The 19,043-nt window shown below is 52.3% G+C and carries 14 protein-coding genes; 9 read left to right on the forward strand and 5 right to left on the reverse strand.

Going from position 1 to position 19,043, the window contains the following annotated elements; all coding sequences use genetic code 11:
- The first annotated feature begins 909 nt into the window (after positions 1-909).
- The 7 genes from accD (at position 910) to JE47_RS0114670 (ending at position 10,804) form a co-directional block, all read left to right on the forward strand.
- On the forward strand, positions 910-1,827 hold the full coding sequence (gene accD, locus JE47_RS0114640; RefSeq protein ID WP_031460471.1) for an acetyl-CoA carboxylase, carboxyltransferase subunit beta: 918 nt from the start codon (positions 910-912) through the stop codon (positions 1,825-1,827).
- Between the two features lie 18 nt (positions 1,828-1,845).
- The gene (locus JE47_RS0114645; protein ID WP_031460472.1) at positions 1,846-2,694 is read left to right on the forward strand and encodes an acetyl-CoA carboxylase carboxyltransferase subunit alpha; all 849 of its coding nucleotides are present in this window, start codon (positions 1,846-1,848) and stop codon (positions 2,692-2,694) included.
- A gap of 81 nt (positions 2,695-2,775) precedes the next feature.
- Positions 2,776-3,951 (forward strand): MalY/PatB family protein, encoded by a 1,176-nt coding sequence (locus JE47_RS0114650; protein ID WP_031460473.1) that lies wholly within the window; start codon positions 2,776-2,778, stop codon positions 3,949-3,951.
- A gap of 131 nt (positions 3,952-4,082) precedes the next feature.
- On the forward strand, positions 4,083-5,324 hold the full coding sequence (locus JE47_RS0114655; protein ID WP_031460474.1) for a hypothetical protein: 1,242 nt from the start codon (positions 4,083-4,085) through the stop codon (positions 5,322-5,324).
- A gap of 169 nt (positions 5,325-5,493) precedes the next feature.
- On the forward strand, positions 5,494-6,714 hold the full coding sequence (locus JE47_RS0114660; protein WP_031460475.1) for a hypothetical protein: 1,221 nt from the start codon (positions 5,494-5,496) through the stop codon (positions 6,712-6,714).
- A gap of 462 nt (positions 6,715-7,176) precedes the next feature.
- A complete protein-coding gene (locus tag JE47_RS0114665) occupies positions 7,177-8,994 on the forward strand; it encodes an ABC transporter ATP-binding protein (RefSeq protein WP_031460476.1) in 1,818 nt (605 codons plus the stop codon).
- A gap of 1 nt (position 8,995) precedes the next feature.
- The gene (locus tag JE47_RS0114670) at positions 8,996-10,804 is read left to right on the forward strand and encodes an ABC transporter ATP-binding protein (protein ID WP_031460477.1); all 1,809 of its coding nucleotides are present in this window, start codon (positions 8,996-8,998) and stop codon (positions 10,802-10,804) included.
- A 395-nt stretch (positions 10,805-11,199) separates the two neighbouring features.
- Here the strand turns inward: JE47_RS0114670 and JE47_RS0114675 are convergent, their stop codons facing one another.
- From JE47_RS0114675 to JE47_RS0114685, 3 genes are read right to left on the reverse strand one after another with little or no spacing between them, the layout of a single operon-like run.
- Positions 11,200-12,048, reverse strand: coding sequence for a tetratricopeptide repeat protein (locus JE47_RS0114675; protein WP_031460478.1), 849 nt, complete (start codon positions 12,046-12,048; stop codon positions 11,200-11,202).
- Positions 12,026-13,426 carry a tRNA (N6-isopentenyl adenosine(37)-C2)-methylthiotransferase MiaB gene (gene miaB / locus JE47_RS0114680; protein ID WP_031460479.1) on the reverse strand — a complete coding sequence of 467 codons (1,401 nt, stop codon included), beginning with the start codon at positions 13,424-13,426 and terminating at the stop codon, positions 12,026-12,028. Before miaB ends, JE47_RS0114675 begins: the two co-directional genes overlap by 23 nt.
- Positions 13,427-13,433: 7 nt before the next feature.
- Entirely contained in the window at positions 13,434-14,054 is a 621-nt protein-coding gene (locus tag JE47_RS0114685) for a hypothetical protein (protein WP_031460480.1), read from the reverse strand.
- A gap of 701 nt (positions 14,055-14,755) precedes the next feature.
- On the opposite strand from JE47_RS0114685, the gene JE47_RS0114690 reads away from it, so the two are divergent.
- Positions 14,756-15,946, forward strand: coding sequence for a hypothetical protein (locus JE47_RS0114690; protein WP_031460481.1), 1,191 nt, complete (start codon positions 14,756-14,758; stop codon positions 15,944-15,946).
- A gap of 325 nt (positions 15,947-16,271) precedes the next feature.
- Here JE47_RS0114690 and JE47_RS0114695 read toward each other — a convergent pair whose 3' ends face one another.
- On the reverse strand, positions 16,272-16,595 hold the full coding sequence (locus JE47_RS0114695) for a hypothetical protein (protein WP_031460482.1): 324 nt from the start codon (positions 16,593-16,595) through the stop codon (positions 16,272-16,274).
- Between the two features lie 537 nt (positions 16,596-17,132).
- Positions 17,133-17,324, reverse strand: a complete 192-nt coding sequence (locus tag JE47_RS21640; RefSeq protein ID WP_152556076.1) for a hypothetical protein — start codon at positions 17,322-17,324, stop codon at positions 17,133-17,135.
- A gap of 385 nt (positions 17,325-17,709) precedes the next feature.
- Here JE47_RS21640 and JE47_RS0114700 point away from each other — a divergent pair.
- On the forward strand, positions 17,710-19,043 hold a 1,334-nt coding region (locus JE47_RS0114700), incomplete at its 3' end, for a PPC domain-containing protein (RefSeq protein ID WP_031460483.1).

Consider the following 19,043-nt stretch of genomic DNA (forward strand, 5'->3'; position numbering starts at 1 on the left):
AATTGGTTGCGGAGCGTACCGCTGTGGGTCGTCCTCCGTGTCATCGCCGGAGCGATTGACGAGGAAGAGTATAGCAAGCCTGGCGGATTTTGTCAAGCGGGTTAGGAGCGGGATTCACAGGTACCACAGACGACCGGATGCCGCACCCGTTCTACCACACTATGACCGTCGCTGAGCGCATCACGATGCCTCAATCGGTGTGCATCGCTGTACCGGCGACGGTTCGGCAGATAGTGCGCACACGGAGCAGGGAGCCGGACTGTCTCGATGCCGCTGACTTCGATGGAGGTCACATATTCTATGAGCAGTCTGGTACTGGCGGTATCATTCATTAGGGGAGGAAAGCACTTTAGAACATACTTGAAAGTATGATCAAAAACCCAGCTTTCTCATTGGGCACGCCCCGTACCCATAACCACTGGGTAAGGAAGGGGTCTAGGAGGGAAGGTAAGGGGGCGCCAGGCGTGCTCCGCAGCACCAGCGCTGAACCCGGTGCTACCCGTTTCTATCGCGTCGAAAAGACGTAAGCGTTCCCCGCCACCGTTCCTCGTATCATTCTGGAGATGCAATGGCCAAGTCTTATCAACAGCCCACTTCGTTGATGAGGCGATTCGTTGCTCGCCCCTTCAGCCGACGCCCCTGCTGAGCGCCTGATCAAAACCACGAGTTTCTGATCACATTCTTAGATGCGCTCGCAATTATTGCCGGGCCAATTGGGTAGGCAGACGCGGCGTTTATGCTGAAACGAGTGTGATACCATCGAATATACAATAGTCATCAAGCGTATCTTTTTATGTATCAACCATATTGTTCCGTCTCAGGTCATGCTATAATATAGAGCAACCGACGTACTGTGAATAAAATCACTAGCCGACGCGCACATTCGCGCCAAGTGAAAGAGCAGGAGCAGTGAAAGAGTTTTTCCGCTTTAGTCGCAAAGGATTTACCGGACGCGAGGATCAAGAGAGCGCTCAAATCCCTGATGATCTGTGGGTAAAATGCAGCGTATGTCGTGAGCTTATCTACAAAAAACAGCTCAACGACAACCTGAAGGTTTGCCCCAAGTGCGGCCATCACATGCGTATGAGTGCCCACGAGTGGCTCGGTTTGCTCGACGTTGGTTCATTCCGTGAAATGGATGCCAACTTACTTCCGACCGATCCACTCGGTTTTGTAGCCGACGAGGAGAGCTACGCAAATAAGCTGGTCAAAACCCAGCAGCGCACCGGAATGGCTGATGCGGTCATATCAGGCGTTGGTGCGATTAATGGAATCCGACTCTGCATCGCAGTTGCTGATTTCTCCTTTATGGGCGCTTCGATGGGTAGTGTCTATGGTGAAAAGATGGCTCGCGCCGCTGAGCGGGCTGCTGAACTGGGTGTACCATTGCTCACCATCAATACCTCAGGCGGGGCTCGTCAACAAGAAGGGGTCATTGGCCTCATGCAGATGGCCAAAGTGACTATGGCCCTGACCCGCCTGGCGGCTGTCGGCCAACCCCATATTGCTCTGCTCGTTGATCCCTGCTACGGTGGCGTTACCGCCTCTTACCCCTCGGTCGCCGATATTATTATTGCTGAACCAGGAGCAAATATTGGTTTTGCAGGTAAGCGCTTGATCGAGCAGATCATGCGTCAGAAGTTGCCAGCCGGCTTCCAGACCGCAGAGTTCATGCTTGAACACGGCATGATCGATATGGTCGTGCCGCGCAGTGAAATGCGCGATACACTGGCCAAGATCCTTCGCCTGTACAATCAGCGCCCAATACCTGCAACGAGAGCCGATCTCGCAACCCGAAGAGCAACCTTACCGCAACCAATTATGTAGCGCCACGTGAGGCATGGCATGGAAGAGACTCCTGTTCCACAAACCCTGACTCCCTGGGATCGTGTGCAATTAGCGCGACATCCGCAGCGACCGCACACGCTCGATTACATCGCGGCGCTGTGTGAAGATTTTGTCGAGCTACATGGCGACCGTCGCTTCGGCGATGATCCGGCAATGGTAGGCGGCATGGCAACCTTCGCCGGTCAGACGGTTATGGTTATTGGGCATCAGAAAGGCAACGATACGCGCGAGAATATGCGCCGTAATTTCGGAATGCCGCATCCTGAAGGGTATCGCAAAGCGCAGCGCCTCATGCGCCATGCTGAAAAGTTCGGTCTGCCGGTGATCTGTTTTGTCGATACGCCGGCTGCCGATCCAACCAAGAGTTCGGAGGAGCGCGGACAGGCAAATGCCATTGCGGAAAGCATCATGCTGATGACAACGTTGCGGGTACCCAGCATCGCGGTCGTGATCGGTGAAGGTGGAAGTGGTGGCGCCCTGGCAATCAGTGTTGCTGACCGTATCTTGATGCAAGAAAACTCTATCTATTCGGTAGCACCACCAGAGGCAGCAGCGTCGATCTTGTGGCGTGATGCAGCGAAAGCCCCAGAAGCAGCGAAGGCGTTGAAACTTACCGCGTCTGATCTCTACGAGTTGCGCATTATCGATGAGGTGATCCCCGAACCACCCGGTGGTGCACATACTGACCGGCTAGCCGCGATTACAACTGTCGGTGAACGGCTTCGTTTCCATCTGGCCGATTTGCAGCAACGGGATATTGAGACGATCTTGCGCGAACGTTATCAAAAGTATCGGTCAATCGGTCAGTATCAGGAACAACAGATGGAACTCTTTAGCCGCAGATAGCGATGGCAAGGATGATAATGAACTGCGCGTGGTTGTATTGATGGCTACCACGCGCCTTTTATTGCTGTAAGGACACAGTCAATGAGCAACTTCAATTTTGATCAGATCATTCCCCGCCGAGGTACCGGTAGTATCAAGTGGGAACAGTATCCGGCCGATGTCTTACCAATGTGGGTAGCTGATATGGATTTTGCTTCACCACCGGCGGTAGTTGCCGCACTCCAGGAACGGGCTGCCCACGCTGTATTCGGCTATCCCTCCCATCCGCATCGTTTGGCCGAAGTGATTTGTGAGCGTATGGCTCGTCTCTATCAGTGGGATGTTCAGCCGGAGCAGATCCTCTTTTTGCCAGGATTGGTTTCGGCGATTAATGTGCTCTGTCGGGCGTTTGGTGAGGTCGGTGATAGTGTCCTTACTCTGACTCCAGCTTATCCGCCTTTCCTGAGTGCACCGCGTAATCAGCAACGCCAGATCGACACTTGTCCGCTAGCATTGACCGTTTCCGGGTCCACGCTCACTTACGCTATTGATTTTGATACCTTTACCGATGCTATCCACCAACGCACTCGACTCTTGCTGCTCAGCCATCCACACAATCCGGTTGGTCTCGAATATGATCCGCCAACCCTGCGACGCCTGGCCGAGATTTGCATTGAGCGGAATGTCATTATTTGCTCTGACGAAATTCACTGCGACTTATTGCTAGGGGATACGCAACATATCCCCCTGGCTGCGCTCGATTCGAATATTGCAGCACATACCATTACGCTCATGGCGCCGAGCAAGACCTTCAATCTTCCTGGCCTCGGCTGTAGTATGGCGATCATCCCCAATCCTGAATTACGCCGCCAGGTGAGTCGCGCTGCAGCCGGTATTGTGCCGCATGTGAACGTGTTTGGATTCGCCGGTGCACTGGCTGCCTACGAACATGGTGATGAATGGCTGACAGCGCTGTTGCGTTATCTTACCGCTAATCGTGATCGCTATGTCACGCGCATCACCACCGAAATGGCACCACTCCGCTGTACAGTGCCGCAAGCGACGTATCTCGGTTGGATTGATTGCCGTGACCTACCGCTCGCAACCAGCCCCTACCGATTCTTCCTCGATGAAGTACGAGTGGCTTTTTCTGACGGGGCAATGTTTGGCCCGGGTGGTGAAGGATTTATCCGTATCAACTTTGGTTGCCCCAGATCACAACTCGATGAGGCACTGGATCGCGTACACGCTGCCTTACAGCGTTTCGTGAATTTATAGAACACATGAACAATGTTTTTAGGACTATAGACTTAACTACCACATGATGACATTTCTTTCATCAAGTGCTAGAGTACCGGAGGGTGAGTCAATGAGGGTTACTTATCAACCAAACTACAAAGAGGCTCATCATGGCTTATACACGACGATTAGCCTGGATTGCTCTCCTCTTCGGTATTCTTTCGCTTGTCTCACCAACTGTTACTACCTCGGCAGGATGTCCTGGTGATCGTTCACACCTGATTCCACGTTTTGGCGGACACTGGTTTCTACTAGGTGCAAACGTACCCTGGCTCAATGGTGGCTTCGGCGCCGATTTTGGCACGGTCGAAGAGTGGAATCAACACACCTATGATGCCAACGCAACTCGTTCGATGTTTCGTGCGCTTCGCCAGCAAGGGGCTAATACTGTGCGCTGGTGGCTGTTTGCCGATGGTCGGGGGGCGCCAGAATTTAATGCGAACAGTGGCGGCGCAGTGACCGGTCTTGATGCCAATTTCTTGCCCAGCCTGGCCAGTGCTATCCAGATCGCAAGCGAAGAGAATGTCTATCTTGTCTTCACCCTTTGGAGCTTTGATATGCTCTTCGCCGACTCGACCCCTTACGATAGGGGTGAACATGCAGGCGGACACCGCGATCTCATTGTTGATAGTGCTAAACGTGCCTCGTTTATCAACAACGCTCTGTTACCAATGCTCCGGTATCCGGTTGGCACAAGTGGGTACACGATTGGCACCCATCCGAACGTGCTGGCGTGGGACATTTTTAACGAACCAGAATTTGGCATTAGCGAATCTCCCCATTTTTCTCCGGCATCTGAGGTCACCCAGCCGGTGACACTGGCCCAGATGCAGCGCTTTATTGCTGAAATTTCCGGTGCCATTCATCGCAACTCCAACCAGTTGACGACAGTTGGTAGTGCCTCGATGAAGTGGAACAGCTCGCGAGCACTCGGCGCTAGTGGTAATTTCTGGAGCGACGCGCAGTTGACCGTCTACGACCCGCAAGGCTATCTCGATTTCTACCAGATTCACTACTACGGCTGGATGAACGGCGATGAACGTTATTGGAGCTATTCCCCGCTCTTCAACGATTGGTACGAGGCAGGTTTCGACAAACCAGTTGTAATCGGCGAGGTGCCGTCTAATGCGGGAGGTACGAATCGTACACCCACGCAGTTGCTCGCTGAACTACATGCGAATTGCTATGCCGGTGTGTGGGTATGGCCATACTTCAATGTGAACGATGGTACCGGTCAATGGTCAGATGCCCAGGCAGCAGTACGTTCGCTAGCCAGTGTGGCGCCTCAGGAAGTACAGATCGTGTCTTCACCGTTAACGGTGCGCGTCTACATTCCGCTTGCAATCAAGTAGTTGAGACAAAGCTGTTACTTTTTGGTTCGTGATACAACGTACAATATGGTAGTAAAGTTCCGATGTCATCTTTCAAATGGCATCGAATGGCACTACCAGTCATCGCAACGACGCCTCACACACTGGTCATACCAGAGCTGAGGCGTCGCTGAATATCTTGGAGGTTTTAATGCAACAACGATTCTGGCTGACAACGTTGACTGTCTGCTGGTTAAGTGGATTGCTCTGGTTAATCTGTCAACCCTCGTTGGCTGTCGTTGCAAACGGTGGCCATCGCCAATTTATCCCGATCATCGTGAAGCCTTCAATCTTCACCGAGACGTTTACCGGTGAACCGAATCAACCCCAGAGCTGGAATCCAAACCATTGGGATGTCACTGTACATTCCCGCGATGTGAATACCTGGTATCAGCTTGAAGCCATGGCCGCCGATCATGGGTCTGATTGTTCACCTGCTCCGGCTACGCATACCATTAGTCGTTACGAAGATGCTGTTTATCAGTGCCGTAACCACATTATGACCGCCATTAAGGCGAGCGGCTACGGTATGATCTACCTGACACCGAATCATCTGGTAGACTTCAGCAGTGGTACAGCAACGATTCGCTTTGATGTCTCAACATTGCGTACCAGTCTCCGCGACTGGATTGACCTCTGGATTAGTCCGTACAATGAACATCTCCAGCTCCCTCTCGATATGGTGGTCGATGTCAGCGGCCCACCGCGCAATGCCGTTCAGGTACGGATGGATCTCACCGGTAATTTTTTCGATGTCATCATTTATCGCAATTTTCAGCCTACCGTGATCGACGGTATCGCTATTCCGTATGATCGCTTTCTTGAGCCAAGTCCGACGCGCCGTGATACCTTTGAATTGCAAATCTCACGTACCAGTATCAAGTTTGGAATGCCTGCCTACAACTTCTACTGGGTAGACACCAGAATTGCCGATCTGGGCTGGGATCAAGGGGTGGTTCAGTTCGGTCATCACTCGTATAATCCGCTCAAGGACTGTACTTCACCCTGCCGACCGGGAACATGGCACTGGGATAACGTTACGATCAGCCCCTCTCGGCCATTTACGATGATCGCCGCTAACCGTCGGTATACCGACCGCGCAAACCCCACAGTTTCCCTATCGGCCCCAGCGCCGACCAACGCCTATTTGCGTTTCGTTGGGATTGGCCCCAATTTGCAGGTTCGTTTTGACGGTGGCGCCTGGCAAACCGCTCATCTGCAATTACAAGACAGTCGCTATTTCAAAGACGAACATTTCCGCAATTTCTGGATGCCCATTCCAGCCGGAACGACGCAGGTTGAATTCCGTGGGGATCGTTGGTGGGGCGCAGACTGGCACGTGCGCGATATAAGTGTCTGGTCGCTACCGTAGAACACATCAGAAAGCGGACTGTACTGCCGCTCGTAGCAGCACACACTGGGGGCAGGGTCGAAACCTGCCCCCTTTCCTTTAACTTGCGCTTCTCTCTGTTCATTCCTCTAGTAGTCGAGGAAGGTTCGGACACACTTTTAGCGCCTATCTTCACACATCGTCGTCATGAGACGACGGATGCACCTGTTAGTGAACGGAATACGACTGACGACCAACCTGATTCGGAAGGGATCAATGTTGGAATCGCCTGGAGCAAGGCGGTGTCTGGCTCATTCAGATGGGAATCGACAGGTAAGTTGGGATGCGACGCCGTCTATGACATAAACACGGCGCCGCTGCTGCAATTCACGAGATACGGACGCAGAACCCTTTTTTCCATCTTCTGACCGATCTCTAACCCATTTCGATCAAGTATACTAGCAACCATGTTCTATTTTCAGAGGCGAAAGGAGCAGAACAATCGTGCAGCGTAGCGAATTTTCGATTACTTCAGCGTATACCTACGACCGACGTAGCGTAGCGCGTTGGCTCCTCTCGCATGTTGGACGTTACTGGCCATTCGCGCTGGGATTTTATCTCTGTTTTATCACGGCATGGGCTGCCTATTCAGGAGCACAGGCGGTCATCGGGCGCGCAGCCGATGTGCTGAGTGGCCCGCCAGACTATGCAGCCTTAACTGCATTGACGCTTGGAGTTCTGGCGTTGATGGTCACTGATAGCTTCAGTGCGCTGATCGGCAGTCTATCTGTGGAAACGGTAGCAGCACGGGTTGAAGCTGATATTCGTCAGGAATTTTATGAAAGTCTGCTCGCGAAGAGTAAGGCGTTTCATGATCGCCAGCGAGCGGGTGATCTCATGGCCCGTGCGACTGATGATACCAATCTGGTAGCGAATATGATCGTACCCGGAACCACATTGATTTCTGAAACAGTGTTGGGGATCGTGGTACCGCTCACGTTTATCTTTTTTACCGAGCCGCGATTGATTGTCATCCCATTGCTCTTCGTCATCGGGTATATCATCACGGCACATCAGTATCTTCGTCGATTGATGCCGGTTATTCAGCGTCAACGTGAGCAGTACGGTCTGATGAACGCCGGGTTGGAAGAAACCATTAGCGGCATTGAGGTAGTTAAGGCCAGTGCCCGTGAAGCACTCGAACGTTCGAAATATTTGCGGAACGCACAACGTTTTCGTGATCTGTTCATTGAACAAGGCCGCATCGAAGCTCGCTATTTGCCACTTTTGCTGTTTGGAATCGCTCTAGGCGCCCAATTCTTTCACGCACTCTGGCTCTACAGCATTGGCGAGATTGGTTTAGGGCAGGTCGTTGCAGTTATCGGTTTGATGAATGTATTACGATTTCCTACCTTCATTTCGCTCTTTGCTTTTTCGGTGTTCCAGGCCGGTCTAGCCGGAGCGCGCCGGATTTTATCTATCATCAATGCTGAAACCGATCTCGATGAGAACCCGAACGGCTATAGTGCACCGTTACGCGGCGAGATTACGTTCGAGCATGTGAGCTTCAGTTTTGCCGCTCATCCCGGTGAATCTCCGCACCAGGTACTGCATGACATCTCATTTCACATCCCTGCCGGGCAAACAGTAGCGATTGTCGGGCAAACGGGAAGCGGGAAAAGTGCGCTGACTCAGTTGGTGAATCGTACCTACGATGCCACCAGTGGGCGGGTATTGATCGATGGGGTTGATGTCCGTGACTGGAATCTCGATGCGTTACGCTCACAAATCGGCAAGATTGAGCAAGATATTTTTCTCTTTTCTCGCACTATTGCCGAAAATATCGCTTTTGGTGCTCCTGGGGCAACGCAAGTCGAGATTGAGGCGGCAGCACGGGCAGCCCAGGCGCATGAGTTTATCAGTCGCATGCCAGACGGATATCAGACGGTGATCGGCGAGCGCGGCGTGACCCTCTCTGGAGGTCAGCGCCAGCGGATCGCACTGGCACGTGCGTTTCTTGCGCATCCACGTATCCTTATTCTCGACGATAGTACCAGCGCAATTGATAGTGCTACCGAAGACGAAATTCAACGTGCCATTCGTCAGGCCCAGCAGGGACGTACCGTCCTGTTGATTACCCATCGGTTGGCGCAGATACGGTGGGCCGATCAGATTCTGGTCCTCGATAGAGGTCGGTTGGTAGCGTCAGGAAAACACGAAGAACTCTTACGTACATCGCCGCACTATCGCCGCATCTTTGCGCGTTACGAACACGCAGTACCCGAAACTGGGGTTGTGCGGGCAACAGAAGGAGCTGCGTAGCATGGGTTTTCTGTTTGATGGTCTTGATGCGGAAGGATACGACCGTAAATACCGTGATCGAGAGCTGGTACGGCGCATCCTGAACTACTTTCGTCCACAAGCGTCGAAAATCATCACTGCAGCATTGATGATTACTGCCACTGCTCTGATTGAGGCGTTGATCCCGATCTTTATCGCGTACAGCATCGACGAGATTCAAACGGCAACGTCACTCAATCAAGTCGCGGTACTAGCCGGTGCTCTGGCGCTCATCGCATGTCTCGCGTGGGTATTTAACCTGATTCGGCAGACAATGTCGGTGAAGGCAATTGGCGAGGTCGTACTGGCAATGCGCCGCGATGCAGTCAATGCTGTTCTAGTCCGTGATTTGAGTTTCTACGACCAGTTCCTATCGGGAAAGATTGTGAGTCGGGTTAATTCCGATACCGCAGCCTTTGCCCAGGTGATGACACTGACAATGGATTTGCTGAGCCGATTGCTGCTCGTCTTCGTGTTAGTCGGCTATCTGGCCAGTGTCAGTTGGTCGTTAACGCTGATTTTACTCGGCCTGGCGCCACTGATTATCGGCGCTGCCCTGGCCTTCCGCGCCATCGCCCGTCGGGTTATTACTGCTTCACGTCGAGTAAATGCCGAGGTCAGCAATCATATTCAAGAGACGGTAAGCGGGATTGGGGTTGCCAAGACGTTTCGCCAGGAGCAGGCTATCTATGCCGATTTTCTCGATGTTAATCAGAAAAGTCGGCGGGTGAATCTACAAACCCGTTATACCTTTAGTAGCATCTTTCCGTTACTCAATCTGCTTGCCGCAGTAGGCACGGCGCTCCTGGTCTACCTGGGTGGACAGGCCGTGTACGCTGGTGAATTGACAACCGGTACCTGGTTTCTGTTTATTCAGGGTCTCCAGAATTTCTGGTTCCCGCTGACCAGTATTGCGTCATTCTGGAGTCAGTTTCAGCTTGGATTGGCTGCCGGTGAGCGAGTCTTTGCCCTGATCGACGCCGAACCGCGTGTGGTACAACTCGACCGAATTGATCCCGGACGGCTACGCGGCGAGATTGTGTTCGAGCAGGTCGATTTTGCCTATAAACCAGGCGAACCGGTGTTACGTCAATTCAACCTCCACATCAAAGCAGGCGAGCGCGTGGCCCTGGTTGGTCACACCGGTTCAGGCAAGAGCAGCATTGCCAAGCTGATTGCACGGTTCTACGAATTTCAAGGCGGGCAGATTCGGATTGACGGGTACGACATACGCCACCTCGATCTGAACGCTTACCGGAGTCAGCTCGGCATGGTGACTCAGACCCCATTTTTGTTCGATGGCACAGTACGAGAAAACATTCGCTACGGACGCCCTGATGCCGATGATGATGCAGTATTGGCGGCTGCACATCGCGTTGGTCATGGCGACTGGCTGGCAACGCTTCCTCATGGTCTTGACACACCGGTAGGTGAACGTGGGAGCGGATTGAGTATGGGGCAACGCCAACTGGTTGCCCTGGCACGAGTGTTGCTGCAAGACCCAGCGATCCTCATTCTCGATGAGGCAACGGCCAGTATCGATCCACTGACTGAAGTGCTGATTCAAGAGGGACTTGATGAGGCGATGCGTGGGCGAACGGCAATCATCATTGCCCACCGGCTCAGTACTGTACAAGAGGTTGATCGCATTATTGTGTTGCGCCATGGTACGATTCTCGAACAGGGATCGCACCATCAACTGTTGGCAGCCGGTACGCATTATGCCGAACTATACAACACCTATTTCCGCCATCAGAGTCTGGAGTACATCGAGGCCGCAGGGCGTAAATAGTAGGATCAGGACACATAGACATCGAGCATGTAACGACGGTAATGGGAGTTCCTACCGGAGTCGCGCACTTCATTAAGAGGCTATCCGCATCATCCATCATCACCTCACGACGGATAAACCGCGGCGATGGATGCAAGACGATGCACGGAGGGGTGAGGCGAAGCTTCACCCCGACAGGTGTCCACGACGATGGTCACGGAGCCGGTGATACCGACCATCGTCGCACCGCAAGGGGAGAGGCTTCTGGACAGTACACCGATCTGACTGGGGACAACGTACACTAACCTTCATCGCTTGGAATAGAAAATTTCGGACCAGTTCTAAAACACAAAGGCGCGAAGGGAAGAAGAGACCTTCGCGCCCACATTTTATCGAATGATCATCAGGCGTAATAATCATTCTTCAAGACCATCATCGTCGTCGGCGACATCTTGATCAATTTCATCGAGACCAATCTCTTCTTCCTCATCACTGCCGACAAAATCCTCATCAAAGGTTTCTGGCTCCTCAATCAATTCTTCTTCCTCAAGCAGGTCTTCGTAATCGTCGAAGCGGAGTGACGATAGGATCGTAGCCCCTTCACCTAGCTTACCGGGGAAGGAGACCCGTCCACGCTGGCTTGGGTCTTGATACACCTCACGAATGAGAATCCGCACATTGCGCGAATCGGACTGCACCACTGCGGCCAGATAGCGATTGCCACCATTCATTAGCTCAACGAGACGATGGCTTAACTTCGGCTCAATACGTCCGATCAGATTACCATCGAGGTCGAAGACATAGACCATCTTCCCATCGACCCGCAATTCTACCTTTTCACCCGTGATCAGAGCATCAACCGCCGGACCACGTTGCACATCTACCAGCGACGTCAGTGCAGTACGCCCAGTTTCCGTGATAAACATGCGCATATCGACCTGCTGGCGTGTCGAGCGTGTAATCGGTGCTTCGGTGATACCACGGGCCAACAGCGACTCAAGTCGGGCAACATTCTTACGGGCAATCGGGTTAGCTGCGTTCAGGCGCAACGCATTCTGATAGGCACGATGGCTCTCCGCATACTTTCCCAGCTCAAAGAGAGCCTTACCAAGGCGGTTGTAGGTTTCAACATCTTCACCTACCCGCAGCAACTGTTGATTCAACTCAGCCGCCTCTTGCCAGCGGTTAAGGGCAGCCAGCTCAATCGCCTTTTCCTGAAGGCGGCGACGAATGCGCATCTTTTCATCTTGCTTTGACAAGGTTATTCTCCTCGTGCTGAGTATGAACCGAATCATCACGTTGCAGTACTCCCTGCAACGACCATGGACTGGTAGCGGTAATCTTCACCGGTACCAACTGGCCGGTCAGGTCTTGGGGATGGCTAAAGAACACCAGGCGATTGCCGGGTGTACGACCACGCCATTTCCCCTTACTTTCACCCTCGACCAGAACCTCTACCGTCTGACCAAGGAAACGTGCCATACGCTCGGTGGCAATCCGCTCTTGTAACTGTTCGAGTCGACGGCGACGTTCCTCTTTAACTTCAGGCGGAACGGCAAGTGCCGGGTCTTGTTCCATTTCAGCAGCCCGCGTCTCCGGTCGAGCAGAGAAGGCAGCAATATGTACCTTATCAAAACCAATCTCGGCACACAGCTCCATCGTCTGACGAAAATCGTCTTCGGTTTCGCCGGGATGACCAACAATAATGTCGGTTGTCAGTGAAATATCAGGAATAGTAGCGCGAATCTTCGCAATCAGCGCCTTGTAGCGAGCGACCGTATAGCCACGACGCATCAATTTAAGCACCCGATCAGAACCAGCCTGAACGGGCAGATTGATCTCGGGCTGGCAACGCGGTAAGCGTGCAACCGTTTCAATCAAACGATCGGTCATCCAGGCCGGATGGGAGGTAAGGAAGCGCAAGCGCAACAAACCCGGCGTCGGATCAACAGCCTCAAGCAAATCGGCCAGTTCAGGGCGACCAGGAAGGTCGTGGCCCCACGAGTCAACAATCTGGCCGAGCAGAGTAATCTCTTTTGCCCCCCGGGCAACAATGCGACGTACCTCGTCAACAATTTCCATCAACGGTCGTGACCGTTCACGACCCCGCCGCAACGGGATCACGCAGTAAGAACAGGTCATATTACAACCGTACTGAATGGGTACGTGCACCGAAACCGGTGGGTGCGACCAATCGCGCACGGGCAGAGCTGGCTCATCAAGGGTATAGATCGGATTTGGCGCCAGTGCCACCACCTCATCAACAGCCGAAGGCGAGACAAAGTAGTCGACCATCGGCAACTGCCCGGCGAAGAGCGAGCGATTATTCGGGCCAACCATGCATCCCCAGAGCACAATCCGTGTGTCGGGATGAGCACGTTTGACTCGCACCAATTCACCCAGCTTACCGAGAATACGTTCTTCAGCCGAGGCGCGAACACTGCAAGAGTTCAACACAATAAAGCTGGCATCTTCAGGGCGAGCAGCCGGACTATAGCCCACACCCTGCAATGCAGCTTCGAGCCGTTCAGAATCAGAGATATTCATCTGGCACCCGACCGTCCAGACGTAATAGCGCCGCTCACGCGGTGTCTGATCACGATCAGGACGGGGGCGCTGGTCAAAGAAGATAACATCCTGCATGGCGCCTTTACCAAACGATCACCGGTAAACCACATTCAACGCTCTGCCGCGCCGCTTCCCGCAGCGATTCGAGGCAGCGGAACGCATCAGAACGTGGCGAAACACCGGCCTTGATCAATTGTGGAGCCAATTCCGATAGTTCACGTAGCAACTGTACCGACGAGCCGAAGAATGCCTGATCTTCTTCGCCGTCGTCAGTCTCAAAGGGCAAGTAAACAGGATCGGCAAAATCGACCGGCAAATAATAGCTATTAATTCCCTGCAAATTGATCAGATGGCGATAGCGGCTAGGAACCAACTCATCCCAAACATCAGTCACAGCACGGTCAAGGTCTTCCTCAAGTACCGGACCATCAGCAATGATCGGCGCCAGATCGTCTCCGCGCTCAAGGTGAGCCGCCATCCGGGCCAACTGGTACAGAGCACCCATGGTCTCAATCGACCCTTCCCAAATCTCGACGCCGGGCTGACTAAGCAGATCGATATCAATACCGAACTCGCGCAATTGATCCTGGACGGCAGCCACACTTTCGTACTGTTCTTCATATTCGGCGCGATCCTCATCAGGTCGCACCATAATGAGAGATGCAACCGCCAGGTCGAGTTCGGCGGGAGCTTGTGCAGACATAGGTTTCTCCTCACTGAGCACGATAATTGTGCTGTAATAGTATACCACACTTATCGTCAATCCGAATACGTCTGAGGGCCTGATCGAAAACCTGAGCTTTCGATGAGGGGCGACCATGGCATCTCCAGAATGGTTTGGGGAACGTTGGCGGGGAACTGGCTCCTCACTTTCCCCCTGGCCCTCTTCCTCTCCCACAAAAAAGGAAGGGGGCTAGGGGGATAGCTGATGAGAAAGAACGTTGGCACCCCTCACGTAATGGTTGTACGGGCGCGGTACGTTCCCAATAAGAAATCTGGGTTTCCGATCAGGCTCTAAGCGGAACGAGCATTGAGTAGATGGGAGAGGAGGATTCTTCTGTAGCGAAGCGGTGAATGGTCGGTCAGCTTCTGCATCGCTCCCCACTGCACTCGGTAGAGACGAGAGGGGTGAAACCCGCCTCGACCATATGTTGACCGGCATCATCAGCGAGGGAACGGCAAACCAGGCCGCAGCCAGCTGCTGAAACGAGAAACTGTCGCTTCTGCGCACGTTTTGCGTTACTCGTCCCGCAATCATTACCGCTCCTGAGTATGATGAAAACATCGAAACGCCCTGAAGAAGCGACATTCTACCGATCAAACTGACAATATGCGGTAATATTACACCTGGAATACAGCAATACAGGTGCATCTCTATCGATCACGTATTTTTCAAGCAAAACTATGGTGCAGAAACAGTTTCGGTTAGCAATATTCACGATGATACACGTAGCACTCTTTAGTCAAATCTACCTCGCCCACCTTTTGTGGCAAACCAGTGAACCGCACGAATGGATTTTAGGAGAATGGCTCATTAACTATCAAGGAGGATTTATTCGGCGTGGTCTATTGGGTGAAATCCTGTTCCAACTCTCACATCTCTTGTCGATAAATGTCGTACATCTTACGATCATTGCCCAAATTATTGTCTTTGCAGTATTCCTCTATAGTACATATTTCCTTATCAAGGAAAGTCCTTTATCACCAGCAACTGTCGCATTAATTTTTTCACCAGCGTTTCTTCTCTTTACTGTCTGGTCATGGCCCTACGTTAGTGTACGAAAGGAGGTGTTTCTCTATATTACCCTGGTATACACCTGCCTTTATCTGCAAAGATCAACACCAAAAGGGTTCAGCTTGCCTATTCTTATTGGAATAAGCGCTATCGTACTCGTGCTCATCCATGAAATGCTGGTAGCATACCTTTCATATTTGATCATACCGGTCATCTTATATGAACGACGATTTGGTCAGCTAGCACGACGAACGCTCTTGGCCCTGCTTCCAAGTATGATCGTCGCCATACTGCTGGTAACCCGACCAACGATTAATGAGACTACGTGGAAGGTTCTCTGTAGTTCTATTCAACCGGTCCCACCGAGAGACTGTCTTTCTCATGGTGAATATTTGGGTGCTATCACATTTTTAACAAAAGACACATTTTTCGGAATTCAGTTTACCAGATTGTTTACTACCCCTGAAACAATTGTTGTATACGTGCTTACCGGTCTATTAAGTGTGATACCGATCCTGTACGTCGTTTATTCGTATAAACTATGGGAACGCCTCGCAAGAACCGTACTGTTCTTGATCGGATTATGTTTCAGCGCAACCATTGTCCTCACGATCCCGTTGTTCATCGTTGCAGCCGACTACGGACGATTCATCAGCATCCACATAACCTGTATCTCGCTCACTATACTCTGGTTTTTACAATTATCGCCCGCCAGAATCGATCCAGAAACCCATCAAACGCCGTTTGTCTGGATCGGAATCGTGCTATTCCTTATCAATTGGAAACTACCAATATGGCTTTTGTTTGCGACATTCCAACATGCTTTTCCGCTCATCAGTCTATTGCTTGCTCAACGTTAATCGACGTACTCAGCGAAGAGACAACCGCTTCATGACAAATACCTGTGTTCACCGACGAGTTCTGCCCTGTGTTTGACAGAAATGGCACGAACCCGTTACCTGCCTTACCATCGCCGATGCCAATGCTTAGTAGGAACTCATCCTGCACATCACTGGGAAAAATACGTTTGTCGGAAGTTGCGTTCGCATGCGCCGCACGGGCAGGCAGCCTACCCGCTCCCACCGGTTACAGTTGGCACTGTGGAGAAATAACATTTTTTCCGGGAACGGACACTGTTGGGGTAGAGCACCGTTCCCGATCCATCGTCGTCACCTGGCTACGGTATCAATACCGCTCGAACACCGGCTCAACCACATCGATAGCCCGATCAAACTCCTCACTCATCGTCGCAACACCCACTTCGTGCGCCAAACCCTCATCTCGTACCACTTCTAGCGTGACACGGGGCAGCTCATCGGCAACCGCTTTCACCGCTGCCAGAATTGGGCGCGTGGTTGTGGCGGAACGCAAGGTCGTCCCTTCAACGACAAACAGCGTATCACCTTGCTCATTCCGAAGGATTAACCGCTGCACGCTCGGTTCCACGATTAGTTCGCGCACGCGAGCAAGCAAGCGCCAGCCATGAACGACCTCAATCGTGATGTCCATGGTTCCCTCCTGCGCCGTGCTGGCGCTCTACGATAACAATACTCTCCGCTATGTTACAGTGTAATTCCAGAAGCATGTATTGTGAGAAAGAGACTCTATACTTTGAGTATAGACATTTTAATTATCAATATTTGATATTTTTATTATTCCTTCAAGGCATTCATCCCTGACGGGCAGCTTCCAACCTTGTCTCGTGTACCGGTGCCACTCGTTGTCTCTCTCCTCACCGAGCGAGACACTATTCAGACACGCTTGTTCGGCGCAGTGTTTACCGCTATGCATTGCCTCTTCTCGCTTCGGGTGACCTTCAATGACCGGACGCGACAACAGCAGGAGAATAGCGCATAGAAGGGGAAGGTTGGCCCCTCACCTTCCCCCTAGCCCCCTTCCTCTCCCGCGCTGCGGGAGAGGAAGGGGGGATGGTTGGCTCCCGCACCTTCCTCCTGGCACCCTCACGCAATGGTTGCGCGGGTACAGTACGTTCCCAATAAGAAATCAGGGTTCTTGTTCATCTAAGAGCCTATCCGAATAATCATCTCAGGGTGTCACAGATGAAGCCCAGCGATGGATGGACAGGTACAGCATTGCTGCGCCCTGACCGATCTGCTGCAACAGGATAGGTCGGATCAGCGCTCCGTGACCATCGTCGTGGCCACCGGTAAGGGGCAAAACGGCGCCTCGCCCTCTGGCCCAAAGAGGTGACACTGCTCGCAATCGTCTTTCATCCATCGCCGCGGTTCATTCCGTCGTGAGGTGATGAGGGATTTTTCGGATAGGCTCTAAGTTGTACGGTGCCGCTACCCGCACGTATCAGTTGGCACAGCATCTTCCCAAGCCAAGAGGCGGTAAACTCATCACCACAATGCGGTGAAGGGCCATGATCGGCAAGCCAATAGGGAGCGTCAGCGGAAGCTGCACGTCTCTTTATGCACTGCGGGGAGGTTGGGAATGCGCTGCCCTACACTCGTTTCTTTTTCCTCATCCCCTTGCCTGAGCAGGGTGAAAACGCCGAAAATCCCTGCTCTGCAAAAGAAACGTTTGACACTACTCCTATCAACAGCGTATAATAAGCGTGGATTCGTTGTCTTGCACGCAATGGGAGCTGGCAAGCAGCATGAAACGCTCGCAACGGTCGCAACATCTCTTTATTGCAGCATGCGCTACCCTTTTAATAATGCTTCTTGCCTTGCAACAGTTTCCGGTAGTTGCTGCCCCAGAAACGCAAGTTATTGATTTTGTATGGTCACCAACCTCAGTAAATGTAACCGCGCAGGCAGGCCAGATATCTGTTGCTGTCAATGCCACACTTCAAAATCAGGGGGCAGCGGATAATTTTGGTATCTCCGCCACAATGCCAGCCGGATGGTCACCGATAACGATTTCACCTGGGCAACCGGTTCCTATTGCGGCGAATGCGTCAAAGAGCTTTACCTTCTTCTTCAACGTTCCATCTACCACCACACCTGGCACCTATACCATTGATGTACTCGGATTCCGAACCAGTGCGCCAAGTGTGACAGCGCTTTTCAGAATTATTGTGCAGGTCGTTCAGCCCTCACCAACCCCAACTGCATCGCCGGTCTCACCAACCCCAACACCGGCGTTCATCTGTAGTGATGGCTTTGAACCGGATAACTTCCCCGCCCAGGCGAAACGCATTGATGTTCAGATTCCGCAAGAACACGTGATCTGTCCGACTGGCGACGAAGACTGGCTCTACTTTGGTGGCGTAGCCGGGAAAGTCTACACCATCGATGTACCGTTGATGCGACCGGGCATCGATCTATCACTAGAGTTGCTCGATAGCAAGCTTAACCGAGTTGCCTTCAACGATGATTTCTACAATCGTGATCCGGCTAATCCGAACCCTGGTGATACACGACCACGTATTACAGTACGTATTCCGGCTGACGACAGCTACTACATTAGAGTGCGTGATACTGCCGGTAGAGGCGGGATTGATTATTCGTATGTGATTGTATTGCTCGACGAGAGTACCGGGCCGACTCCGGCAACGGTTGAGTCTGTCTGTCTGGATATCTTTGAACCAGATGGTCTCCCCGAGCAAGCCCGGTTAATTACCTCGAATGAAGTTCAGGAGAACCGCCGCCTGTGTCCCAGTGGTGATGCCGACTGGGTCACGTTCTTCGCCAAAAGTGGGAAACGGTACGTCATCTACACCGACACCCGGCGCTATCGCGGTTCTAATACAGTGAACGGTGATACCCAGGCTGGAGCTGACACCGTGCTCGTTCTGACTGACCGCGATGGAGTCAGCATCCTTGATATTAACGATGACATCCCAGGCGGTAATACGCTCGACTCACAAATTGAGTTTACTCCTAACGTCGATGGTTTCTACTTTGTGCAGGTGAAGAACGTGGGTGACATCGGTAACCAGTTTATTCGCTACGACCTAGTTCTCTTGCTCTGTCTGCCCGGCCAGAC

It is taken from the genome of Chloroflexus sp. MS-G (assembly GCF_000735195.1).
In the GTDB taxonomy this organism is placed as follows: domain Bacteria; phylum Chloroflexota; class Chloroflexia; order Chloroflexales; family Chloroflexaceae; genus Chloroflexus.